General features: G+C 71.6%; 19 protein-coding genes and 1 pseudogene. 12 read left to right on the forward strand and 8 right to left on the reverse strand.

Annotated elements, in window-relative coordinates; translation table 11 throughout:
• Positions 1-49: 49 nt before the first annotated feature.
• From ABZ128_RS06580 to ABZ128_RS06590, 3 genes are all read right to left on the reverse strand, one after another.
• Complete coding sequence (locus tag ABZ128_RS06580) at positions 50-949, reverse strand: Yip1 family protein (RefSeq protein ID WP_356846413.1); 900 nt, start codon at positions 947-949, stop codon at positions 50-52.
• A gap of 192 nt (positions 950-1,141) precedes the next feature.
• Positions 1,142-3,727 (reverse strand): (Fe-S)-binding protein, encoded by a 2,586-nt coding sequence (locus tag ABZ128_RS06585; RefSeq protein WP_356846414.1) that lies wholly within the window; start codon positions 3,725-3,727, stop codon positions 1,142-1,144.
• Between the two features lie 110 nt (positions 3,728-3,837).
• On the reverse strand, positions 3,838-4,416 hold the full coding sequence (locus ABZ128_RS06590) for a sugar transferase (protein WP_356846416.1): 579 nt from the start codon (positions 4,414-4,416) through the stop codon (positions 3,838-3,840).
• 270 nt (positions 4,417-4,686) lie between these two features.
• On the opposite strand from ABZ128_RS06590, the gene dnaK reads away from it, so the two are divergent.
• From dnaK to ABZ128_RS06610, 4 genes are read left to right on the forward strand one after another with little or no spacing between them, the layout of a single operon-like run.
• A complete protein-coding gene (dnaK, locus tag ABZ128_RS06595) occupies positions 4,687-6,534 on the forward strand; it encodes a molecular chaperone DnaK (RefSeq protein WP_356846417.1) in 1,848 nt (615 codons plus the stop codon).
• On the forward strand, positions 6,534-7,193 hold the full coding sequence (gene grpE, locus ABZ128_RS06600) for a nucleotide exchange factor GrpE (RefSeq protein ID WP_356846419.1): 660 nt from the start codon (positions 6,534-6,536) through the stop codon (positions 7,191-7,193). The genes dnaK and grpE overlap by 1 nt, the downstream gene beginning before the upstream one ends.
• A 39-nt stretch (positions 7,194-7,232) precedes the next feature.
• Positions 7,233-8,411, forward strand: a complete 1,179-nt coding sequence (gene dnaJ / locus ABZ128_RS06605; RefSeq protein ID WP_356846420.1) for a molecular chaperone DnaJ — start codon at positions 7,233-7,235, stop codon at positions 8,409-8,411.
• A gap of 1 nt (position 8,412) precedes the next feature.
• Positions 8,413-8,883 (forward strand): helix-turn-helix domain-containing protein, encoded by a 471-nt coding sequence (locus ABZ128_RS06610; protein ID WP_356846421.1) that lies wholly within the window; start codon positions 8,413-8,415, stop codon positions 8,881-8,883.
• Positions 8,884-8,972: 89 nt separating this feature from the next.
• Here the strand turns inward: ABZ128_RS06610 and ABZ128_RS06615 are convergent, their stop codons facing one another.
• Complete coding sequence (locus ABZ128_RS06615; RefSeq protein ID WP_356846423.1) at positions 8,973-9,986, reverse strand: helix-turn-helix transcriptional regulator; 1,014 nt, start codon at positions 9,984-9,986, stop codon at positions 8,973-8,975.
• 102 nt (positions 9,987-10,088) lie between these two features.
• Here ABZ128_RS06615 and ABZ128_RS06620 point away from each other — a divergent pair, with 102 nt between their 5' ends.
• Both ABZ128_RS06620 and ABZ128_RS06625 read left to right on the forward strand, forming a co-directional pair.
• Positions 10,089-10,313 (forward strand): hypothetical protein, encoded by a 225-nt coding sequence (locus ABZ128_RS06620; RefSeq protein ID WP_356846424.1) that lies wholly within the window; start codon positions 10,089-10,091, stop codon positions 10,311-10,313.
• The gene (locus tag ABZ128_RS06625; protein ID WP_356846426.1) at positions 10,310-10,624 is read left to right on the forward strand and encodes a (2Fe-2S)-binding protein; all 315 of its coding nucleotides are present in this window, start codon (positions 10,310-10,312) and stop codon (positions 10,622-10,624) included. Before ABZ128_RS06620 ends, ABZ128_RS06625 begins: the two co-directional genes overlap by 4 nt.
• Before the next feature lie 167 nt (positions 10,625-10,791).
• On the opposite strand, the gene ABZ128_RS06630 is transcribed toward ABZ128_RS06625, so the two are convergent.
• Positions 10,792-11,205, reverse strand: coding sequence for a TIGR03618 family F420-dependent PPOX class oxidoreductase (locus ABZ128_RS06630; RefSeq protein WP_356846427.1), 414 nt, complete (start codon positions 11,203-11,205; stop codon positions 10,792-10,794).
• Positions 11,206-11,328: 123 nt separating this feature from the next.
• Between ABZ128_RS06630 and clpB the strand changes: the two genes are divergently transcribed.
• Positions 11,329-13,914 (forward strand): ATP-dependent chaperone ClpB, encoded by a 2,586-nt coding sequence (clpB, locus tag ABZ128_RS06635; protein WP_356846429.1) that lies wholly within the window; start codon positions 11,329-11,331, stop codon positions 13,912-13,914.
• 101 nt (positions 13,915-14,015) lie between these two features.
• Complete coding sequence (locus ABZ128_RS06640) at positions 14,016-14,558, forward strand: YbjN domain-containing protein (RefSeq protein ID WP_356846430.1); 543 nt, start codon at positions 14,016-14,018, stop codon at positions 14,556-14,558.
• A gap of 28 nt (positions 14,559-14,586) precedes the next feature.
• On the opposite strand, the gene ABZ128_RS06645 is transcribed toward ABZ128_RS06640, so the two are convergent.
• The 3 genes and pseudogenes from ABZ128_RS06645 to ABZ128_RS06655 all read right to left on the reverse strand — a co-directional run bounded on the left by ABZ128_RS06645 (position 14,587) and on the right by ABZ128_RS06655 (position 17,570).
• The gene (locus tag ABZ128_RS06645; RefSeq protein ID WP_356846431.1) at positions 14,587-15,744 is read right to left on the reverse strand and encodes a glycosyltransferase family 39 protein; all 1,158 of its coding nucleotides are present in this window, start codon (positions 15,742-15,744) and stop codon (positions 14,587-14,589) included.
• A gap of 236 nt (positions 15,745-15,980) precedes the next feature.
• A pseudogene (locus tag ABZ128_RS06650) lies at positions 15,981-17,171 on the reverse strand (pyridoxal phosphate-dependent aminotransferase).
• A gap of 66 nt (positions 17,172-17,237) precedes the next feature.
• Complete coding sequence (locus tag ABZ128_RS06655; protein ID WP_356846433.1) at positions 17,238-17,570, reverse strand: hypothetical protein; 333 nt, start codon at positions 17,568-17,570, stop codon at positions 17,238-17,240.
• A gap of 319 nt (positions 17,571-17,889) precedes the next feature.
• Between ABZ128_RS06655 and ABZ128_RS06660 the strand changes: the two genes are divergently transcribed.
• The 4 genes from ABZ128_RS06660 (at position 17,890) to ABZ128_RS06675 (ending at position 22,062) form a co-directional block, all read left to right on the forward strand.
• Complete coding sequence (locus tag ABZ128_RS06660) at positions 17,890-18,432, forward strand: DUF2617 family protein (RefSeq protein ID WP_356846435.1); 543 nt, start codon at positions 17,890-17,892, stop codon at positions 18,430-18,432.
• Positions 18,433-18,572: 140 nt separating this feature from the next.
• Entirely contained in the window at positions 18,573-20,219 is a 1,647-nt protein-coding gene (locus tag ABZ128_RS06665) for a polyamine aminopropyltransferase (RefSeq protein WP_356846436.1), read from the forward strand.
• A gap of 91 nt (positions 20,220-20,310) precedes the next feature.
• Positions 20,311-21,231, forward strand: a complete 921-nt coding sequence (locus ABZ128_RS06670) for an SRPBCC domain-containing protein (RefSeq protein WP_356846437.1) — start codon at positions 20,311-20,313, stop codon at positions 21,229-21,231.
• Positions 21,232-21,264: 33 nt separating this feature from the next.
• Complete coding sequence (locus ABZ128_RS06675; protein WP_356846438.1) at positions 21,265-22,062, forward strand: aldose 1-epimerase; 798 nt, start codon at positions 21,265-21,267, stop codon at positions 22,060-22,062.
• The last annotated feature ends 16 nt before the right edge of the window (positions 22,063-22,078 follow it).

Raw genomic sequence — 22,078 nt, forward strand, 5'->3', positions numbered from 1 at the left:
GCCCGCGCCACCGGCGCGGGCCCCTCGTCCGTGTCCGTCGTGCGGGCGGCTAGATCGTGCCCAGCTTGATGATCGACAGGAGGGCGATCAGCTGGATCGCCGAGGCGCCCAGGGCCTTCGGCCAGGGCAGGTCGTGCGACTTGCTGATCAGCGAGGTGAACAGGGCGCCGGCCGCCACCCAGGTCGCCCAGCCCAGGATCTGCACCAGCATGTTGTCGCCGCTCAGGAACACCGCGAAGAGCAGGCGCGGGGCGTCCGTGATGGACATGACCAGCATCGACAGGCCCACGGTGGGCTGCCAGGCCCCGTCACCGCCCATCTGGCGGGCCAGGGTGTGCGTGACGACTCCCAGCAGCAGACCGCAGACGACGAAGGCCACACCGGCGCTGAGGACGATCGGGACGGCCTGGGAGAGGGTGGCGTTGATGACGTCCTTGCGGGCGTCGTCGAGGCCGAAGACCGCCAGCAGCCCGTACAGGAACGTCACGATCAGCGCGGGGCCCCACACGGGGTGGTCGCGCATCTGCAGGAAGGTCGGCCCGGGCCGCATCACGATGCCGCGCAGCAGCTCCTTCCAGGGCAGTCTCGGGCCGGCCGGCGCGGCTGCCCCGGCGCCCGCCTGGTAGGTCGAGCCCTGGCCGTACGGGTCCTCGCCGTACGCGAAGACCTGGGTGTGCCCCGGGTTGTCGTTCGCGTACGAGCCTCCGTGGCCGTACGGGGGCTGCGCCGCCTGCGGGGCCGGCGGCTGCTGGCCGTACGGGTCGAAGTACTCGGGCTCGCCGTGGCCTCCGGCGGTGGCGCCCTGCTGGGGCCACTGCTGCTGGGGAGGGTAGGGCTGCCCGCCGTACGGTGCCTGCTGCGGTTGCTGCTGACCGTACGGCTGCTGCCGCGGGGGTTGTTGGGGAGCGCGGTTGTTGTCCCGGCCGCGTCCGATCCTGAATCCAGCCACGTGATCGAACGTACCTGGTCCGCCGGATCCCGGTGGACGGGCGGCCGGATTATGCACCGTTTGCGGCTGACCTGTGACATCCCCTAGGGGAGGAACGGGGGGCGTCCCCGGGTCCGCCCCCTGGACCCCGTGACGCGGAACGGCCGGTCCCCGAGCGGGGACCGGCCGTTGCTGCGTCGTACGCGGGCCTGCCTACTTGGCGCCGTCGCCGGCGGTCTCCGGCTTCGCCTCGGGCTCGGCCTCGGCGGCCGGCTCCGTCTCGGCCTCAGCCTCGACCGAGGGCTCGGCCTCGGCCTCGGCCTCGGCCGCAGGCTCTGCCTCAGCCTCGGCCTCGGCGGCAGCAGCGGCAGCAGCGGCAGCCTCGGCCTCCGCGGCGGCGGCAGCCTCGGCCTCGGCGGCGGCGGCAGCCTCCGCCTCCGCCTTCGCGGCAGCCTCCGCCTCCGCCTTGGCCTTCGCTTCGGCGGCGGCCTTGGCCTCGGCCTCGGCCTCCGCGGCGGCAGCGGCAGCCTCGGCCTCCGCTGCGGCCACGGCCTCGGCCTCCGCGGCGGCAAGCGCCTCCGCGTCCGGCTCCGGGGCCTTCACCGACTCCAGCAGCAGCTGGGCCACGTCCACGACCTGGACGGACTCCTTCGCCTGGCCGTCGTTCTTCTTGCCGTTGACCGAGTCCGTCAGCATCACCAGGCAGAACGGGCACGCCGTCGACACGATGTCCGGGTTGAGGGAGAGGGCCTCGTCGACGCGCTCGTTGTTGATGCGCTTGCCGATCCGCTCCTCCATCCACATCCGCGCGCCACCGGCGCCACAGCAGAAGCCGCGCTCCTTGTGGCGGTGCATCTCCTGCTGGCGCAGGCCCGGGACGGCGCTCATGATCTCGCGCGGCGGCGTGTAGACCTTGTTGTGCCGGCCCAGGTAGCACGGGTCGTGGTACGTGATCAGCCCGTCAACCGGCGTCACCGGCAGCAGCCGGCCCTCGTCGATCAGGTGCTGGAGCAGCTGCGTGTGGTGGATGACCTCGTACTCGCCGCCCAGCTGCGGGTACTCGTTCGCGATGGTGTTGAAGCAGTGCGGGCAGGTGGAGACGATCCGCTTCGCCGACTTCGGCTTCCTGGTCGACGGGTCCTCGTCGTCCTCACCGAAGGCCATGTTCAGCATGGCCACGTTCTCCTGCGCGAGCTGCTGGAACAGCGGCTCGTTGCCGAGGCGGCGCGGGGAGTCGCCGGTGCACTTCTCGTCGCCGCCCATGATCGCGAACTTCACGCCCGCGATGTTCAGCAGCTCCGCGAAGGCCTTCGTGGTCTTCTTGGCCCGGTCCTCCAGCGCGCCGGCGCAGCCGACCCAGTAGAGGTAGTCGTACTCGGACAGGTCCTCGGCGTCCTTGCCGACGATCGGGACCTCGAAGTCGACCTCCTTGGTCCACTCCACGCGCTGCTTCTTGGCGAGGCCCCAGGGGTTGCCCTTCTTCTCCAGGTTCTTGAGCATCGTGCCCGCCTCCGACGGGAACGCGCTCTCGATCATCACCTGGTAGCGCCGCATGTCGACGATGTGGTCGATGTGCTCGATGTCGACCGGGCACTGCTCCACGCACGCACCGCAGGTGGTGCAGGACCACAGCACGTCCGGGTCGATGACGCCGTTCTCCTCGACGGTCCCGATCAGCGGGCGCTCGGCCTCGGCCAGCGCGGCGGCCGGGACACCGGCGAGCTGCTCCGCCGTGGCGCGCTCCTCGCCCTCCATCGTCTTGCCGCCGCCCGCGAGCAGGTACGGGGCCTTGGCGTGCGCGTGGTCGCGCAGCGACATGATCAGCAGCTTCGGCGACAGCGGCTTGCCCGTGTTCCAGGCGGGGCACTGCGACTGGCAGCGGCCGCACTCGGTGCACGTGGAGAAGTCGAGGATGCCCTTCCAGGAGAACTGCTCGACCTGGGAGACGCCGAAGACGTCGTCCTCGCCGGGCTCCTCGAAGTCGATCTCCTTGCCGCCGCTGGTCATCGGCTGGAGCGCGCCGAGGGCGGTCGCGCCGTCCGCGTTGCGCTTGAACCAGATGTTCGGGAAGCCGAGGAAGCGGTGCCAGGCGACACCCATGTTGGTGTTGAGGGAGACGACGATCATCCAGATCAGCGAGACGCCGATCTTGATCATCGCGGTGAAGTAGATGGCGTTCTGCAGGGCGCCGAGCGAGAGTCCCTTGAAGGCCAGGACCAGCGGGTACGAGGCGAAGTACGCGGCCTCGTAGTGGTCCACGTGGTGGATCGCGCCCTCAAGGCCGCGCAGCGTCAGGATCGCGAGGCCGATGGTGAGGATCACGTACTCGACGAAGTACGCCTGCCAGGCCTTGGAGCCGGCGAAGCGCGACTTGCGGCCCGCCCGGGAGGGCAGCGACAGCAGGCGGATGGCGATCAGCACGGCGATGCCGAGGATCGTCATGATGCCGATGAACTCGATGTAGAGCTCGAAGGGCAGGAAGCCGCCGATGACCGGCAGCGTCCAGTCGGCCTGGAAGAGCTGCCCGTACGCCTGGACCAGCGTCGGGGGCAGGGTCAGGAAGCCGATCGCGACGAACCAGTGCGCGAAGCCGACGATGCCCCAGCGGTTCATCCTGCTGTGGCCGAGGAACTCCCGGACGAGGGTGAGCGTTCGGGCCTTCGGGCGGTCCGTGCGGCTGCCTGCCGGCACGGGCTGTCCGAGCTTCACGAACCGGTAGATCTGCGCCACGGCTCGGGCGAGCAGCGCGACGCCGACCACGGTGAGGACCAGCGACACGATGATCGCGGCGAGTTGCATGGGAGGGCTCCTCGGGCGGGACTTACTAAGCGGTAACTTATTGAGTCAAGGCTTGAGATTACCCATTCTCCGCCGCGCAATGTAGGTGAGCGTGCGGTGATCTGTGTCGCTCAGGCATGCCTGTGTCGGCAGGCCGCCCGAGGGGTCCGGGCGAGGATCGCCAGATCCATCCCAAGCCAGTGGCTCTCCACATAGTGCCGGTCCAGCAGGGCCATCTCCTCCCAGGGGAGGTCGGAGCGCGCGCTCACCTGCCACAAGCCGGTCATTCCGGGCCGTACGAAGAGCCGGTCCGGGCAGTCCGTACGCGGCTGCGGGCGCGGCCCGACCAGTGACATCTCCCCGCGCAGTACGTTCAGCAGCTGCGGCATCAGGTCCAGGGCGCACCACTCCACGGCCGCCCCGGCCCGCCCCGCGCCCCGGGTGCGCAGCCGCCAGGTGCGAAACGGCCGCCCGCCGAGTCCGGCGGCCGGCTCCCGTACGAAAACCCGTCCGCCCTGGGTCGCGTACAGCAGTCCGGCGGCGAGCAGGAGCGGGGCCAGGACGACCGGGAGCAGCGCGAGGGCCCCGAGGAGGTCGCACACCCGCTTCGCCGAGCAGTCCGGAAGGGCGCTCCGCGCGGACGGCCGGGCGGGGGGACCGCCCGTCCCCGGGTCGGACGGCAGGCGCGGCGGGAGCAGGCGCAGGGGCATGGGGGCACGGTGCCAAGCGGCCCGCGGGGATCCGGTGCGCCGCGCGGCGGGGCCGCCCGCCGTCGCCCGCTCGGCCCCCTTGGCGCGTCCGCCGAGCTTCCGGGTGACGGCCCGGCCGTGGGTGCGGACCGGCCGGAATGCCTGCTCACGGCCGGGGTGAGCGTAAGGGTGGCGTAAGAGTTGAGCCACATGGACTCAGGTCTGTTGACGCGGCGGCGGCGGTACTGCATCCTTGAGTCTGTTGCACTCAAGTCAGCTGGAGGAATCAAAATGGCACGTGCGGTCGGCATCGACCTGGGCACCACTAACTCCGTCGTCAGCGTTCTCGAAGGCGGCGAGCCCACCGTCATCACCAACGCCGAGGGCGCCAGGACCACGCCGTCCGTCGTCGCCTTCGCCAAGAACGGCGAGGTCCTCGTCGGCGAGGTCGCCAAGCGCCAGGCGGTCACGAACGTGGACCGCACCATCCGCTCGGTGAAGCGCCACATGGGCACCGACTGGAAGATCAACCTGGACGGCAAGGACTTCAACCCGCAGCAGATGAGCGCCTTCATCCTGCAGAAGCTGAAGCGTGACGCCGAGGCGTACCTGGGTGAGAAGGTCACCGACGCGGTCATCACCGTCCCCGCGTACTTCAACGACTCCGAGCGCCAGGCGACGAAGGAGGCCGGCGAGATCGCGGGTCTGAACGTCCTGCGCATCGTCAACGAGCCGACCGCGGCCGCCCTGGCCTACGGCCTGGACAAGGACGACCAGACCATTCTCGTCTTCGACCTCGGTGGCGGCACCTTCGACGTGTCGCTGCTGGAGATCGGCGACGGTGTCGTCGAGGTCAAGGCCACCAACGGCGACAACCACCTCGGCGGCGACGACTGGGACCAGCGCGTCGTCGACTACCTGGTCAAGCAGTTCGCCAACGGCCACGGCGTGGACCTCTCCAAGGACAAGATGGCGCTGCAGCGTCTGCGCGAGGCCGCCGAGAAGGCGAAGATCGAGCTGTCCTCCTCCACGGAGACCACGATCAACCTGCCCTACATCACGGCCTCCGCCGAGGGCCCGCTGCACCTGGACGAGAAGCTCACGCGCTCGCAGTTCCAGCAGCTGACCGCGGACCTCCTGGAGCGCTGCAAGACCCCGTTCCACAACGTCATCAAGGACGCCGGCATCCAGCTGTCCGAGATCGACCACGTGGTCCTGGTCGGCGGCTCCACCCGCATGCCGGCCGTCGCCGAGCTCGTCAAGGAGCTGACCGGCGGCCAGGACGCCAACAAGGGCGTCAACCCGGACGAGGTCGTCGCCATCGGCGCCACCCTCCAGGCCGGTGTCCTCAAGGGTGAGGTCAAGGACGTCCTGCTCCTCGACGTGACCCCGCTGTCCCTCGGCATCGAGACCAAGGGCGGCATCATGACCAAGCTCATCGAGCGCAACACCACGATCCCGACCAAGCGGTCCGAGATCTTCACGACGGCCGAGGACAACCAGCCGTCCGTGCAGATCCAGGTCTACCAGGGCGAGCGCGAGATCGCGGCGTACAACAAGAAGCTCGGCATGTTCGAGCTGACCGGCCTGCCCCCGGCCCCGCGCGGCGTCCCGCAGATCGAGGTCTCCTTCGACATCGACGCCAACGGCATCATGCACGTCACGGCCAAGGACCTCGGCACGGGCAAGGAGCAGAAGATGACCGTGACCGGCGGCTCTTCGCTCGGCAAGGACGAGGTCGACCGGATGCGCCAGGAGGCCGAGCAGTACGCGGAGGAGGACCACCGCCGCCGCGAGGCCGCCGAGACCCGCAACCAGGCCGAGCAGCTCGTCTACCAGACGGAGAAGTTCGTCAAGGACAACGAGGACAAGGTGCCGGCCGAGGTCAAGACCGAGGTCGAGGGCGCCGTCGCCGAGCTGAAGGAGAAGCTCAAGGGCGAGGACACGGCGGAGATCCGCACCGCGACCGAGAAGGTCGCCGCGGTCAGCCAGAAGCTCGGCCAGGCGATCTACGCCGACGCGCAGGCCGCCCAGGGCGCTGCGGGTGCGGCCGGCGACGCGGGCCAGGCCAAGGCCGACGACGACGTCGTCGACGCCGAGATCGTCGACGACGAGAAGCCGAAGGGCGGCGCTGCCTGATGTCGGAGGAGACCCCGGGTTTTGAGGAGAAGCCCGAAGTCCCCACCGGCGCCACGGCTGACGACGCCGAGCCGAAGGCCGCCGACTCCGCCAAGGCGGATGCGGCGGCCCCGGCCGGGGACTCCGGAGCACAGGATGCTGCGCTGCTGGCGCAGCTGGACCAGGCCCGTACGGCACTCGCCGAGCGGACCGGGGACCTCCAGCGGCTCCAGGCCGAGTACCAGAACTACCGCCGCCGGGTGGAGCGGGACCGGATCGCCGTCAAGGAGATCGCGGTCGCGTCCCTCCTGACGGAGCTGCTCCCGACCCTGGACGACATCGGCCGGGCGCGGGATCATGGCGAGCTGGTCGGCGGCTTCAAGTCGGTGGCCGAATCGCTGGAGACCGCCGCCGCCAAGATGGGGCTCCAGCAGTTCGGCAAGGAGGGCGAGCCCTTCGACCCGACGATCCACGAGGCCCTGATGCACTCGTACGCGCCGGACGTCACCGAGACGACCTGCGTGGCGATCCTGCAGCCGGGGTACCGAATCGGCGAGCGCACGATCCGCCCCGCGCGGGTCGCGGTGGCCGAGCCCCAGCCGGGCGCGGCCCCCAAGTCCGAGTCGGCCGAGGCCGACACGCCGTCGGACAAGGACACGGATGCCCCCGACAAGGGCTGATGTTGAACCAGTAGGGGCACGAGAGGAGGGACACCGGGGATGAGCACGAAGGACTTCGTCGAGAAGGACTACTACAAGGTCCTCGGTGTCCCGAAGGACGCGACCGAGGCCGAGATCAAGAAGGCGTACCGGAAGCTCGCACGCGAGTTCCACCCGGACGCCAACAAGGGCGACGCCGCGGCCGAGGAGCGCTTCAAGGAGATCTCCGAGGCGAACGACATCCTCGGCGACCCCAAGAAGCGCAAGGAGTACGACGAGGCCCGCACCCTGTTCGGCAACGGGGGCTTCCGCCCCGGCCCGGGCGGGGGCGGCTCGTTCAACTTCGACCTGGGCGACCTGTTCGGCGGTTCCCAGCCGGGCGGCGGCGCGGGCGGCGGCTTCGGCGGCGGCCTGGGCGACGTCTTCGGCGGACTGTTCAACCGGGCCGGCGCGGGTGCGGGCACCCGTACCCAGCCGCGCCGCGGCCAGGACATCGAGTCGGAGGTCACCCTCTCCTTCACGGAGGCGGTGGACGGGGCCACGGTCCCGCTGCGGATGTCCTCGCAGGCCCCCTGCAAGGCCTGCTCGGGCACCGGCGACAAGAACGGCACGCCCCGTGTCTGCCCGACCTGCGTCGGTACCGGCCAGGTCTCCCGGGGCAGCGGCGGCGGCTTCTCCCTGACCGACCCCTGCGCGGACTGCAAGGGCCGCGGCCTGATCGCCGAGAACCCCTGCGAGGTCTGCAAGGGCAGCGGCCGGGCCAAGTCCTCCCGCACCATGCAGGTCCGGATCCCGGCGGGCGTCTCCGACGGCCAGCGGATCCGGCTGCGCGGCAAGGGCGGACCGGGCGAGCGCGGCGGCCCGGCCGGCGACCTGTACGTGGTGGTCCACGTGGACAGCCACCCGGTCTTCGGCCGCAAGGGCGACAACCTGACGGTGACCGTGCCGGTGACGTTTGCGGAAGCGACGCTGGGCGCCGACGTCAGGGTCCCGACCTTGAACGGCCCCGCGGTGACCCTGAAGCTGCCGCCCGGCACCCCCAACGGCCGTACGATGCGGGCCCGCGGAAAGGGCGCGGTCCGCAAGGACGGCACCCGCGGGGACCTGCTGGTGACGGTGGAGGTCGCGGTCCCGTCGGAGCTGTCGGACAAGGCCCGCGAGGCGCTGGAGATGTACCGCGACGCGACGGTGTCGGAGGACCCGCGCGCCGTGCTGTTCGAGTCCGCGAAGGGAGCATGACATGGACGGCCGCCGACGACAGGCCCGGTTCGGCAGCGGGGCGTACGAGCTGACCGACGAGACCCCGGTCTACGTGATCTCGGTGGCCGCCCAGCTCTCGGGGCTGCACCCGCAGACCCTGCGCCAGTACGACCGCCTGGGCCTGGTGTCCCCGGACCGGACGGCCGGCCGCGGCCGGCGCTACTCGGCCCGTGACATCGAGCTGCTCCGCACGGTGCAGACGCTGTCCCAGGACGAGGGCATCAACCTGGCCGGAATCAAGCGGATCATCGAGCTGGAGAACCAGGTCGCCGCGCTCCAGCAGCGCGTGGCCGAGCTCTCGGCGGCGGTGGACGGCGCGGCGGCCGTGCTCCAGCAGCGCGAGGCCCAGGTGCACGCCTCGTACCGGCGGGACCTGGTCAAGTACCAGCCGCCGGTGCCGGGCAACGCCCTGGTCGTCTGGCGGCCCGCGCCGAAGCGCCAGGCCGACTGAGCGCGGGCGGCTGAGCCCAAGGCGACGCACCCGACCGTTCGCTGACGCACACTCAAGGCCCCGTCCGGTCCCCGGGCGGGGCTTCGGCGTCAGTCGTTCTCGTCCTCCAGGATCCCCGAACGGGCTATCAGGAAGCCCAGTTGGGCCCTGCTGCCGCTGCCGAGGTGGCTGGCGAGCTTGGCGATGTGCGCCCGGCAGGTCCGTACGTTCATCCCCAGCCGGCGGGCTATGGCCTCGTCCACGTGCCCCTCCACGAGGAGTTGGGCGATGGTGCGCTGCACCCCGGAGATGCCGCTGCGGGTGTGCTGGTACGTCACTTCCTCCTGGAGCGGCACGGCCCGGTGCCACAGCTGCTCGAACACCTTGATGAGGTAGTCGACCAGTCCCGGGTGGCGCAGCTCCAGGGCGACCTGCCGGTCGTCGCTGGCCGGGATGAAGGCGACCGTCCGGTCGAAGATGATGAGGCGCTCGAACAGCTCCTCCAGGGTGCGCACTTCGACCTTGCCGGCCTTGAGGTGGTCGACGTAGGCGAGCGTGCCGCGGCTGTGCCGGACCGTGTGCTGGTAGAGGGTGCGGATGCGCACGCCGCGGTCGGTCAGCGGCTGGTCGCGCTCCAGGGCCTCCGTCAGTTCCAGGCTCGGGCGGGCGCCGCCGGGCTGGATGGTGAGCATTTCCGTGTGACACTCGGCGGTGGCCAGGTTGAGGGCCGCGTTGATGGGGTCGAAGCCTTCGAGCACGGTGATGGCGTGGGTGCTGGCCGGGTTCTGCGCGCTGATGGCGAGAAACGGCTCGAAAGCCTCGGACAGTTCGAGGGAGTCGCGGCGCCGGTCGCGGATCTCCCGTTCGATCGGATGCAGCCGCTGTGCGAGGGCGACCGCCGGGGGAACCGGACGGAGCGAGTTGACGTCATCAGGGTCTGGCTGCAACAACGCCAGATCGAGCAGACAAGGTGCCGTTTTCACGTCCCCACGTGCAATGCGTCCCGTGCGCAGTGCGCTGGTGTAGAGCCGCGCCCCCTCACTGCACAGCTCGGTGACCGAGTGGGGATGTGTCGCTTTTGTTCTGTTTGTAGTCAAATCTCCACCCCCCAGGGTCCTGAACATGCAAGAACATGATGCATCGTCCCTGTGGCAGCAACGTGCCTGAATGAGCCATCGTCTGACAGGCGGGGGAGAGGATTTCATCAAGTGAGGACGAAGCCGACCATGAACAAGAGAATGCTTCGCTCGGCGCTTGCCACCGTCATCTTCTCGGCGCTGGCCGGTCTGGGACTTGCCGGAGTCACCTTGGGGGGCGCCGCGGGAGGTGCCGCGGACGTGCAGGCGGCGCAGCTGGAGGACAGTGGATGGCGTGCGGCACCGCTGGACAGCGGATGGCGGTCCGCGCCCGCCGATGCCGGTTCCGCCCTTGTCGTGGAGAACGCGGGATGACCCCCGACGACCGCGGTTTCCGACGTGAAATGGCTTCCGCCTACCGATCCGGTTGGCAGTTCATCGATCTCGCCACGGCCATCCCCCACCCGGGCGACTCGTTGATGGTCACCCTGTTCGGCCAGCCGATCGTCGTCACGCGCGAGGAGGACGAGGACGTCCGGGCGTACCGCTGCCTGCGCCGCCCCCGCGGCGCGCCGCAGCCCGTCCGCTGCGAGGTGCGCTACGGCATGGTCTTCGTGAACCTTGATCAGCGCGACCACCAGCTCTTCGAACCCGATATCACCACCGCCACCCCCCGCAGTGCCTGAAGCGATTCCCCCGTCGTTGCAGATCGCTCCAGGTGCTTCCCCCACACAACGGCGCCATCGTGGACCTGACCACGGTGGCGCCGTTGTGATGTCCGCGTCCAGGGGTCGGACGCGACTTCTTCGGCCGGCCGTCACCGTCGACGGCCCGAATGAGCAGGGGCGTGCGCTCAGGCGCGTCCCATCGCCCGGTCGAGGGTGATCTCCAGGACGACCCGGTCGGGGTTGGGCGAGGGCATCCGCCCGTACCGCTCGGCGTAGCGCGCCACCGCCTCGGCCACCGAGGCCTCGTCCGTGCGGATCACCGCGCGGCCCTCCAGCGTCGCCCAGCGGCGGCCCTCCATCTGGCACACCGCGACCCGGGCCGAACCCGGTGCCGTCGCCTGCGCCGCCAGGACGTTGCGGACCTTCTTGCTGTTCTTGTTGCTGATCACCCGCGCCAGGCCGGCCTCCGGGTCGTACGTCACGCCCACCGGCACCACGTGCGGGGAGCCGTCGGGCCGGGGCGTGGTCAGCGTGCAGACGTGCCGCTCCCGCCAGAAGGCGAGGTATTCGGGCGTCGGGTTGAGTACGTCGTGGGACATGCGCCGCAGCGTATCCACGGGCGGCGGCTACCCTCACCACCTTGAGTGGAATAGACTCAACTTTGCGCACGTTGAGCTTGTCAGTATCCGTATGGAGATGGAGAGGGAGAGGAGAAGCCGCACGTGGACGCCGAGCTGACCAACAGGAGCCGGGACGCGCTGAACGCGGCCACCAGCCGGGCCGTCAAGGACGGCCACGCCGACCTGACCCCCGCACACCTGCTGCTGGCCCTCCTCGCCGGCGAGGACAACGAGAACATCACCGACCTGCTGGTCGCGGTCGACGCGGACCAGGCGGCCGTACGGGCCGGGGCCGAGCGGATCCTCGCAGGCCTGGCCAGCGTCACCGGCTCCACGGTCGCGCCCCCGCAGCCCAGCCGCGACCTGCTCGCCGTACTGGCCGAGGCGGACGCCGAGGCCGGGCGCCTCGGGGACGACTACCTCTCCACCGAACACCTCCTCATCGCCGTCGCCGCCAAGGGCGGCGCGGCCGGGGAGGTCCTCACCCGGCAGGGCGCGACCGCGCAGAAGCTGCTGGACGCCTTCGAGAACGCACGAGGAGGACGGCGGGTGACCACCCCCGACCCGGAGGGCCAGTACAAGGCCCTGGAGAAGTTCGGCACCGACTTCACGGCGGCGGCCCGCGAGGGCAAGCTCGACCCGGTCATCGGCCGCGACCAGGAGATCCGGCGCGTGGTCCAGGTCCTGTCGCGCCGTACGAAGAACAACCCGGTGCTCATCGGCGAGCCCGGCGTCGGCAAGACCGCCGTCGTCGAGGGACTCGCCCAGCGCATCGTCAAGGGCGACGTCCCCGAGTCCCTGAAGAACAAGCGGCTCGTCTCCCTCGACCTCGGCGCGATGGTCGCCGGCGCCAAGTACCGCGGCGAGTTCGAGGAACGCCTCAAGACCGTCCTCGCCGAGATCAAGTCCAGCGACGGCCAGATCATCACCTTCATCGACGAGCTCCACACCGTCGTCGGCGCGGGCGCCGGCGGGGACTCCGCCATGGACGCCGGCAACATGCTCAAGCCCATGCTGGCCCGCGGCGAGCTGCGCATGGTCGGCGCGACCACCCTCGACGAGTACCGCGAGCGCATCGAGAAGGACCCGGCGCTGGAGCGGCGCTTCCAGCAGGTGCTGGTCGCCGAGCCGACCGTCGAGGACACCATCGCCATCCTGCGCGGCCTCAAGGGCCGCTACGAGGCCCACCACAAGGTCCAGATCAACGACAGCGCACTGGTGGCCGCCGCGACCCTCTCGGACCGGTACATCACCTCCCGCTTCCTGCCCGACAAGGCCATCGACCTGGTCGACGAGGCCGCGTCCCGGCTGCGCATGGAGATCGACTCCTCCCCGCTGGAGATCGACGAGCTCCAGCGCGCCGTGGACCGGCTGCGCATGGAGGAGCTGGCGCTGAAGAACGAGTCCGACCCGGCCTCGCGCGAGCGCCTGGACAAGATCCGCAAGGACCTCGCGGACAAGGAGGAGGACCTGCGGGGACTGACCGCCCGCTGGGAGAAGGAGAAGCAGTCCCTCAACCGCGTCGGCGAGCTCAAGGAGCGCCTGGACGACCTGCGCGGCCAGGCGGAGCGCGCCCAGCGCGACGGTGACTTCGACACCGCCTCCAAGCTGCTGTACGGGGAGATCCCGACCCTGGAGCGCGAGCTCGCGGAGGCCACCGAGGCCGAGGCGGAGGCCTCCAAGGGCACCATGGTCAAGGACGAGGTCGGCCCCGACGACATCGCGGACGTGGTCGGCGCCTGGACCGGCATCCCGGCGGGCCGGCTCCTGGAGGGCGAGACCCAGAAGCTGCTGCGCATGGAGGCGGAGCTGGGCCGCCGCCTGATCGGCCAGACGGAGGCCGTGCGGGCGGTCTCGGACGCCGTGCGCCGCACCCGGGCGGGCATCGCCGACCCGGACCGGCCGACCGGCTCGTTCCTCTTCCTCGGCCCCACGGGGGTCGGCAAGACGGAGCTGGCCAAGGCCCTCGCGGACTTCCTCTTCGACGACGAGCGGGCCATGGTGCGCATCGACATGTCGGAGTACGGCGAGAAGCACAGCGTGGCCCGTCTCGTCGGCGCGCCCCCCGGCTACGTCGGCTACGAGGAGGGCGGCCAGCTGACGGAGGCGGTCCGCCGCCGCCCGTACAGCGTCGTGCTCCTGGACGAGGTCGAGAAGGCCCATCCGGAGGTCTTCGACATCCTGCTCCAGGTCCTGGACGACGGCCGCCTCACGGACGGCCAGGGCCGCACCGTGGACTTCCGCAACACCATCCTGATCCTGACCTCGAACCTCGGCAGCCAGTTCCTCATGGACCCCCTGTCCTCCCCGGAGGACAAGAAGGCCAGGGTCCTGGAGGTGGTCAGGGCCTCCTTCAAGCCGGAGTTCCTCAACCGCCTGGACGACGTGGTCGTCTTCTCGGCCCTCGGCGCCGACGAGCTCGCGCACATCGCCCGGCTCCAGATCGGCCGTCTCGCCCAGCGCCTGGCGGACCGCCGCCTGAGCCTGGACGTCACCCCCGAGGCGCTGGCCTGGCTGGCGGACAAGGGCAACGACCCGGCGTACGGCGCCCGGCCGCTGCGCCGCCTGATCCAGACGGCCATCGGAGACCGGCTGGCCAAGGAGATCCTGGCGGGCGAGGTCAGGGACGGGGACACCGTCCGGGTGGACGTGGCGGCCGACGACCTCCTGGTCGGCAAGGCCCTCTGAGCCCGGCTCTGTCCGCCCGGAGCGGATCGGGCGTGGAGGGCTGGACACGGGGTGGGAGCGATGGTGGAGGATGGCAGTATCCGCACGAAGGGAAGTACACGGTGAGCATCGACCCGGCCTCGATTCCGAACTTCGGAGGGCAGCAGCCCGATCCGCAGGCCACAGGACCGGCGGGCCCCGTCGTCCCCGACCAGGATCTGGTCAAGCAGCTGCTTGACCAGATGGAGCTCAAGTACGTCGTCGACGACGAGGGTGACCTCGCGGCGCCGTGGGAGGAGTTCCGGACGTACTTCATGTTCCGCGGCGAGGACGAGCAGCAGGTCTTCTCGGTGCGGACCTTCTACGACCGCCCGCACGCCATCGAAGACAAGGCGCAGCTCCTGGAGTCGATCGACGACTGGAACCGCCGCACGCTGTGGCCCAAGGTCTACAGCCACACGCACGACGACGGCTCCGTCCGCCTGATCGGCGAGGCGCAGATGCTGATCGGCACCGGCGTCAGCCTGGAGCACTTCGTCTCCTCCACCGTCAGCTGGGTCCGCGCCTCCATCGAGTTCGACAAGTGGCTCGTGGAGCAGCTCGGACTGGAGAAGGACATCGAATCCTCCGCCGACGGCGACGACCAGAACGGCGACGACGACTGACCGTCGTCCTCCGGCGCGCCGCACGCCGTCACAGCGGTACGCGGGCCACGAGCAGCAGATACAGCCCGTAGCCGTACGAGAGCCCGGCCAGCCCCGCGGTCACCACGACCGCGGAGCGCGGCCGGGCTCGCGCCATGGCGGCCGCGACCGGCAGCAGCAGCGGGAACGCCGGCAGCAGGAAGCGCGGCTTCGACTCGAAGAACCCGGCCCCGCCGAAGGTGATCACCAGCAGGACCGCGGTGTGGACGAGCAGCGGCAGCGGCGTCCGGTCGAGGACCAGCAGCACCGCCATGAGGGCCGCCACGGCCAGCACCGCCACCGTCACGACGGTGGCCAGCGGGACCTGCCCGCCGCTCAGCACCCGCCCGACCGAGTCCAGCGCGCCGACCCCGAAGTCGAAGCGCGAGCCCCAGCGCCGCTGGACGGTGAAGTACCCGGCGGGATCCCCGGTGCGCACCCCGACGGCCAGGACGTACGCGGCCCAGCCCGCGGGGGCGAGCAGCCCGGCCGCCCACACCTCGGGCGCGCGGGACCTGCGGACCCACAGCGCGTGCAGCGCCGTCACGGACACCGCCGCGGCGACGGCGATCCCCGTCGGGCGGGTCAGCCCGGCGAGCACCGCCAGGGCCGCGGCCCACAGCCAGCGCCCCCGCAGCAGCGCGTACAGCGCCCAGGCGGCCAGCGCCGACAGCAGCGGCTCGGTATAGGCCAGGCTCAGCACCACCGCGTGCGGCACCACGGCCCACACCGCCACCAGCAGCACCCCGACCCGGGGGCCGTACACCAGCTCCCCGACCCGGTACACCCCGACGGCGGCCACGGCCGCGGCGGTCCAGGCGACCAGCAGCGCCGCCCACGGGGTGGCGCCGGCCAGCCGCACCAGCAGCGGGTACAGCGGGAAGAAGGCGCAGTCGCTCTGCACCCAGCCGCCGTCCGCCCACATCTGGGTGCGGCCGTATCCGTGCGAGGCGATGGCGAGGTACCAGACGGAGTCCCAGGAGGACCCGAGTACCCGTACCGGGCTGCGCCCCGCCCACCACGAGCCCAGGGCGAGCAGCAGGGCCCCGGCCCCGCGTACGGCGGCGAACACCCCGAGCGCGACCACGGGGGCCGGCAGGGCCCGCACGGCGGCCGTGCGCACCTGGCGCGGACGTACGGAAGCCGACGCACTGCCCGTCGCCGTCATGAACCCCGTCTTTCAGCCGTTGGTGGAGAGAGCTTCGGGCACGCGTGAGGCCGTCCGTCGTGCTGCGGCGGGAATCGCTCCTGAACCTTCGGTGAAGAGCGTGCTCCCGGTCGGCGTCGCCATGATGGAGAAACCCTACGAGGACGTGCCGCGGCGCGCCGTCCGACGCCGCCGACCGGGTCCGCCGCCCGAAGGACCCCCGGAAGGCGCCCGGAGGGTCCCCGAGGACCGGGGTGTCAGAGCCGGCGCAGCCGGTCGGCGGCCTCCTGGAGCACTCCCGTCCTCTTGCAGAAGGCCCACCGCACCTGGGTGGCCCCCGCCGCCCGGTCGTCGTAGAAGACCTGGTTCGGGATGGCGACGACACCGCAGCGCTCGGGCAGGGCGCGGCAGAAGGCGAGGCCGTCCTTCTCGCCGAGGGGGGAGATGTCGGTGGTGATGAAGTACGTGCCCTGCGGGCGGAAGACCTCGAAGCCGGCCGCGGTGAGGCCGTCGGCGAGGATGTCGCGCTTGGCGGCCAGATCGGCGCGGAACGCCTCGAAGTAGCTGTCGGGCAGGTGCAGGGCCTGGGCGATCGCGTACTGGAAGGGGCCCGACGCGACGTAGGTCAGGAACTGCTTCGCCGAGCGGACCGCGGAGACGAGCGCGGGGGTGGCGGTGATCCAGCCGACCTTCCAGCCGGTGAACGAGAAGGTCTTGCCGGCGCTGGAGATGGTGACCGTGCGCTCGCGCATGCCGGGCAGCGAGGCCAGCGGAGTGTGGGCCCCCTCGAAGACCAGGTGTTCGTAGACCTCGTCCGTGACGACGAGGAGGTCGCGGGAGACGGCCAGTTCGGCCACGGCGGCGAGCTCGGCCGCCGTCAGCACCGTGCCCGTCGGATTGTGCGGGGTGTTCAGCAGGATGAGGCGGGTGCGCGGGGTGACCGCGGCGCGCAGTTCGTCGAGGTCGAGGGCGAACGCTCCGGCGTGCGGGCGCAGGGTGACCGGGACCCGGGTGGCCCCGGCCATCGCGATGCAGGCCGCGTACGAGTCGTAGTACGGCTCCAGGGCGATGACCTCGTCACCCGGTTCGAGCAGTGCGAGCAGGGAGGCCGCGATGGCCTCGGTGGCGCCCGCGGTGACCAGCACCTCGGTGTCCGGGTCGTAGGCCAGGCCGTAGAAGCGCTGCTGGTGGTGGGTGATGGCGGTGCGCAGCTCCGGGACGCCGGGGCCGGGCGGGTACTGGTTGCCCAGGCCCGACAGCACCGCGCGGGAGGCCGCCTCGGCGATCTCCGCAGGGCCGTCGGTGTCGGGGAAGCCCTAGCCGAGGTTGATCGACCCGGTGCGGGCGGCCAGGGCCGACATCTCCGCGAAGATCGTCGTGCCGAAGGCCGCGAGCCGGCGGTTGAGGAAGGGGCGGCTGCCGCCCGCGGGTGCGCTCATGGCGGCCATCCTGCGGGGAACCTCTGGACTTGCTCAAGTGTGCTTTGGCCGGGGTGGCCTGGGGGCATCCCCCTCTCACGCGGGACCGCGGCCCGCGAACGACCGCAGTTCGGCACCTCGGGGGAACCGGGGCCGTGAGGGGAGGGTGAGGGCGATGGTGGTCTTCGTTGTGCTGTTCGTCGCGCTGGTCATCGCAGGTTTCGTGTTCCTGGTGAAGAAGGCGTCCGGCGGGGGTTCGGGCTCCGGTTCCGGCTCCGGTTCGGGCTCTTCGTGGTGGGCGGGGGACGGCGGTTCGTCCTCCTCCTGCGGTTCGTCCTCGTCCTGTGGTTCTTCCTCGTCCTGCGGTGGATCGTCGTCCTCCTGCGGTGGCGGGGGCTGCGGTTCCAGCTGACACGGGGCAGCTGGCACCGCGTACGTCAGGGCGCCCGGCGGCGCGTGCCGCCGTCGGGCGCCCTCACGTCCGTGGGCTCCCCCGATCGGCCGTATGACGACGCGCGGGACGGACGGTGTTGAACACGTGAACTGAGTAGCCCCCGGGGGGATGTAAACCCAATCAAGTTGGGTAAAAGCGCTGTGAGTGCCGTGCCTTTCATGATTCCCTCGGTTGAGTAGACCAGTCCTCGGACCCTCCTGGACTTCCTGTGGACCCGTGCCGGTGTCCCCCCACCCGTTGACCACCGCTGGCGGGCCCCGGCCCATCTCCCTCGCGCGTTTGCGGAGCCGACTCATGCTCACGACCCTCCAGACCTCCTACACCGACACGCGTGCCGCCGACCTCGCCTGGGCTCTGGGGCGGGACCGGCTGCCCGCCCTGGCCGTACTGAACCTCGAACTGAGCGGCGCCAAGGTGGAGTTGCGCCTGCTCGGGGCCTCTCACCAGGTGCTCTTGGAGGAAGGGGCGGTGCTCTGCTCGGAGACGGTCGCCTGCATGCCCGGCAGCAGCACGCCGCTGCCGCTTGGCGTGGCGAAGCGGATGGGTGACTGGGAGTACGAGTTCGCCGCGCGGGTCGAGAAGCTGTCGCGGGGCTCCTTCGCGGGGCGGGCGCAGGAACTGCTCGCCCTGGTCGCGGACCACCCGAACGGCCTGGCCGGGACCTTTCCGGGCAGCCCGCACGCCTTCACCGCGATGCTCGCCCAGCGCCACGAGGGCCAGGTGCGCTGGCGCACCTGGCACGCGTACCCGCAGGAAGGCCAGTTGGTGGCCACTCGTACGAGGGTCGGTGTGCGGATGGGTGCGCCTGCCGGGAGCCTGGAGCCCGCCGTACTTTAGACGGCGGCGGGACAAGGCCTCTCCACGGCGCGGACCGTGCGGACCGTACCCGGCGGTTGGGCCAACTGGCTGAAACTGCAAGGAGGTTGCACCCATGTGGGTGACGGGATGCAAGTGGGCGGTGACGTACGGTTCGCTGCATGATCGACCGTTCCGTCCCGCGCCGGGTGCTCCCGGCTCCGGAGCCGCGGGGCGCGGCGACCCGTCCGGCGGCCGCCCTGCCCGTACGGCCCCGGACCGGCCGACTCCTCGTCCTGGCCACCGTGTTCGTCTGCGCCGCCTGCGGTCTGGTGTACGAACTGGAGCTGCTCGCCCTCGGCTCGTACCTCATCGGCGATTCCGTCACGCAGGCGTCCGTCGTGCTGTCCGTCATGGTTTTCGCCATGGGCGTCGGATCCCTCCTCGCCAAACAGCTGCGGACCCGGCCCGCCTTCGGGTTCGCCGCCATCGAGGCGGGTCTCGCGCTCGTCGGCGGGCTGTCGGCGATGGCGCTGTACGCGAGCTTCGCCTGGCTGGGGGAGTCCCGGCCGGCGCTCGTCGCCTTCTCCTTCGTGATCGGCGTGCTCATCGGCGCGGAGATCCCGCTGCTGATGGTGCTCATCCAGCGGATCCGCCGCCAGGACGCGGGCGGCGCGGTCGCCGACCTGTTCGCCGCCGACTACGTGGGCGCCCTGGTCGGCGGACTGGCCTTCCCCTTCCTGCTGCTGCCGGTGCTCGGCCAGCTCACCGGCGCCATGCTGACCGGCACCGTCAACGCCGTCGTCGGCGGCGGTCTCGTGCTGTGGCTGTTCCGCCGCGACCTGAGCCGGCGCGGGCGCTGGGTGCTCATCGCCTCGAACCTCACCGTGCTCGCCGTCCTCGCCTGCACGACCGCCCTCGCCGCCGACTTCGAGCGGGAGGCCCGGCGCGCCGTCTACGGGGGGGAGGTGCGCGTCGCCCGGCAGACCGGTGTGCAGGAACTGGTCCTGACCGGCCCCGCCGGCGGTTCCCCGCGCTCGCTGGACCTGTTCCTCGACGGGCGGCTGCGGGTCAGCGGGTACGACGAGTACCGGTTCCACGAGGCCCTGGTGCACCCCGCGATGACCGGCCCGCACCGCCGGGTGCTGGTCCTCGGCGGCGGCGACGGGCTCGCCGCCCGCGAGGTGCTGCGCTATCCGGACGTCGCCTCCGTCACCGTCGTCGAGCTCGACCCCGGTGTGGTCCGGCTCGCCCGCACCGACCCCGTGCTGTCCGCGCTCAACGGACGGGCCTACGAGGACCCGCGGCTCGGCGTCGTCACGCAGGATGCCTTCCGCTGGCTGCGGGGGCCGGCCGCCCGGGACCGGTTCGACGTCATCGTCTCCGACCTGCCCGACCCGGGCATCACCCCCAGCACGAAGCTGTACTCCCAGGAGTTCTACGGGCTCGCCGCGCGGGCCCTGAGCCCCGGCGGGCGGATCGCCGTGCACGCCGGGCCGATGGCCACCCGCCCGCACACGTACTGGACGGTCGAGGCCACCCTGCGCGCCGCCGGCCTGCGGACCTCCCCGTACAGCGCGGGCGGACGCCTCTCCGGCTTCGCCGCGGGCCCGGACCGCCGCAGCCGCGGGGCGACCGGGGCGCAGCCCCTGGACTGGGGCTTCGTCCTGGCCGGCCGCGACCGTGCCCCCGAGCTGCGGGTGGACCGCAACACGCCCGGCCTGCGCTCGGTGTCCACGCAGTCCCTCCAGGACGCGGCGCGCGACGCACAGCGGGCTCGGCCGGCCGGAGTCCTGCCGTCCACGCTCCCGCACCCCCGGTATTCCTGAGGACCCCCCGGTATTCCTGAGCCGCGGGCTCGCGGGATTGGTCGGTGCCGGACCGCGTACGGGAGGGGCTCACGTCGGTAGGCTCGACCGCATGGAGCATCAGGTGTTCGTTCCGGTACCGGCAGACGACCTCCGCGCCGTGCTGCGCGACCCCGCCCGGGTGGCCCGCTGCGTCCCCGGCCTCCAGCAGGACGCCGACGCCGCGTCCGGCGCCCTGGAGGGCCGGCTGAAACTGCGGGTCGGCGGGCACACCGTCACCTACCGCGGGGCGCTGGGCATCACCGAACGCGGGCCCGACCACTTCGCGGTGACCGGTGAGGGCACGGAGATCCGGGGCAGCGGCACGGTCAAGCTGTCGCTCGGGCTGCGCCTGACGCCGGTGGACGGCGGGACCCGGCTGGAGTTCACCGCCGAGGCCGCGGCCGACGGGCGCGCCGCCGCCTTCGCACCGGAGGCCACGGTGACGGCCGCCCAGCGGCTGCTGGACCGGGCCGCGCAGCAGCTGGCGGCGGTGGCCACGGCGGCGGAGCCGGTGACGGACGTGATCGCGCAGGCCGAGGAGGCCGAGGAGGCCGAGCGGGCTGCGGGCCATGCGGCCGCACCGGAGGCCGACGGGGCTGCGGAGGACGACACCGGCGAGGTCACGGCCTCGGTCTTCGACACCGAGGTCCCGCCGCCCTCCCTGGATCCGGCTGCGCCCCTGGATCCGGCCGCGGAGCGCTCCCTGGACCCCTTCCTGGAGAGCGATTTCGGCGAGCTCAGCGACTTCGGGGAACTCGATGAGCTCGGCGGCTCCGCCCAGCCCCCCGCCGAGGCCGCCCACGCCCGCCGCACCATGATCGGCCGCAGCGCCGAGGAGGTCGACCACGCACCCCCGCGCGGCCGCTACGCCCCGGTCCCGGCCCCCTCCGCGGGAACCGCCGGAGCGAGCCTGCGCTGGATCGCCCCGGCCGCCGCCCTCGCCCTGGCCTCGGCGGTCGTCGTCGGCCGCGCCCTGCGCCGCCGACGCTGATCCCTCGGCACACCACCGCCTAGGCTCGGCTGCATGAGTACGCAACTGAGCGCCGGGGGCGCCGAGGTGACCGTCGACCAGGAGAACGGCTGCCGGATCAGCAGTCTGCGCATCGACGGGACGGAGCTGCTGCGCCAAGGCCCGCGCTACGGGTGCTTTCCGATGGTCCCGTGGTGCGGCCGCACCGCCCACGGGCAGTTCCGCGACGGGGCCACCGTTCACCAGCTGCCGATCAACCAGCCGCCGCACGCCATCCACGGCTTCGGCCGGGACGCGCCCTGGCGCCGGGCCCGGGCCGGCGCCACCGACGCGGCGTTCACGTACGACCTCACCGATCCCTGGCCGTACCCCGGCCGGGTCACCCAGCTCGTCTCGCTGGACACCGACTCGCTCACCCTCACCCTGGGGGTGGAGACGTACGGCGACTCCTTCCCCGCCCAGGCGGGCTGGCACCCCTGGTTCCACCGCAACCTGGGCGCGGGCATCGGCACCGGCGAGGACGTACGCGTCGAGTTCGACCCGGCCTGGCAGGAGGAGCGCGGCAGCGACCACCTGCCCACCGGACGCCGCATCGATCCCCTTCCCGGCCCCTGGGACGACTGCTTCGGCATGCCGTACGGCGTCGACGTCACGCTCACCTGGCCCGGCGCGCTGGAGCTGAAGGTCACCAGCCGGGCCGAATGGGTGGTCGTCTACGACGAGCAGCCCGAGGCCGTCTGCGTCGAGCCGCAGTCCGGCCCGCCCAACGGCCTGAACACCCTCCCGCAGCTGGTCACCCCCGTGGACCCGCTGGAGATCTCCACGACCTGGACCTGGCGCCGGCTCTCGTAGAGCGCAATTAAGCTCG

It is taken from the genome of Streptomyces sp. NPDC006326 (assembly GCF_040612915.1).
In the GTDB taxonomy this organism is placed as follows: domain Bacteria; phylum Actinomycetota; class Actinomycetes; order Streptomycetales; family Streptomycetaceae; genus Streptomyces.

Excerpts from the sequence above, each read along its gene's own strand:
- ABZ128_RS06585 (WP_356846414.1), bottom strand. The coding sequence starts at position 3,727 with ATGCAACTCGCCGCGATCATCGTGTCGCTGGTCCTCACCGTGGTCGGC.
- ABZ128_RS06590 (WP_356846416.1), bottom strand. The coding sequence starts at position 4,416 with ATGCCCCTGCGCCTGCTCCCGCCGCGCCTGCCGTCCGACCCGGGGACG.
- dnaK (WP_356846417.1), top strand. The coding sequence starts at position 4,687 with ATGGCACGTGCGGTCGGCATCGACCTGGGCACCACTAACTCCGTCGTC.
- grpE (WP_356846419.1), top strand. The coding sequence starts at position 6,534 with ATGTCGGAGGAGACCCCGGGTTTTGAGGAGAAGCCCGAAGTCCCCACC.
- dnaJ (WP_356846420.1), top strand. The coding sequence starts at position 7,233 with ATGAGCACGAAGGACTTCGTCGAGAAGGACTACTACAAGGTCCTCGGT.
- ABZ128_RS06610 (WP_356846421.1), top strand. The coding sequence starts at position 8,413 with ATGGACGGCCGCCGACGACAGGCCCGGTTCGGCAGCGGGGCGTACGAG.
- ABZ128_RS06615 (WP_356846423.1), bottom strand. The coding sequence starts at position 9,986 with ATGTTCAGGACCCTGGGGGGTGGAGATTTGACTACAAACAGAACAAAA.
- ABZ128_RS06620 (WP_356846424.1), top strand. The coding sequence starts at position 10,089 with ATGAACAAGAGAATGCTTCGCTCGGCGCTTGCCACCGTCATCTTCTCG.
- ABZ128_RS06625 (WP_356846426.1), top strand. The coding sequence starts at position 10,310 with ATGACCCCCGACGACCGCGGTTTCCGACGTGAAATGGCTTCCGCCTAC.
- ABZ128_RS06630 (WP_356846427.1), bottom strand. The coding sequence starts at position 11,205 with ATGTCCCACGACGTACTCAACCCGACGCCCGAATACCTCGCCTTCTGG.
- ABZ128_RS06645 (WP_356846431.1), bottom strand. The coding sequence starts at position 15,744 with ATGACGGCGACGGGCAGTGCGTCGGCTTCCGTACGTCCGCGCCAGGTG.
- ABZ128_RS06660 (WP_356846435.1), top strand. The coding sequence starts at position 17,890 with ATGCTCACGACCCTCCAGACCTCCTACACCGACACGCGTGCCGCCGAC.
- ABZ128_RS06665 (WP_356846436.1), top strand. The coding sequence starts at position 18,573 with ATGATCGACCGTTCCGTCCCGCGCCGGGTGCTCCCGGCTCCGGAGCCG.
- ABZ128_RS06670 (WP_356846437.1), top strand. The coding sequence starts at position 20,311 with ATGGAGCATCAGGTGTTCGTTCCGGTACCGGCAGACGACCTCCGCGCC.
- ABZ128_RS06675 (WP_356846438.1), top strand. The coding sequence starts at position 21,265 with ATGAGTACGCAACTGAGCGCCGGGGGCGCCGAGGTGACCGTCGACCAG.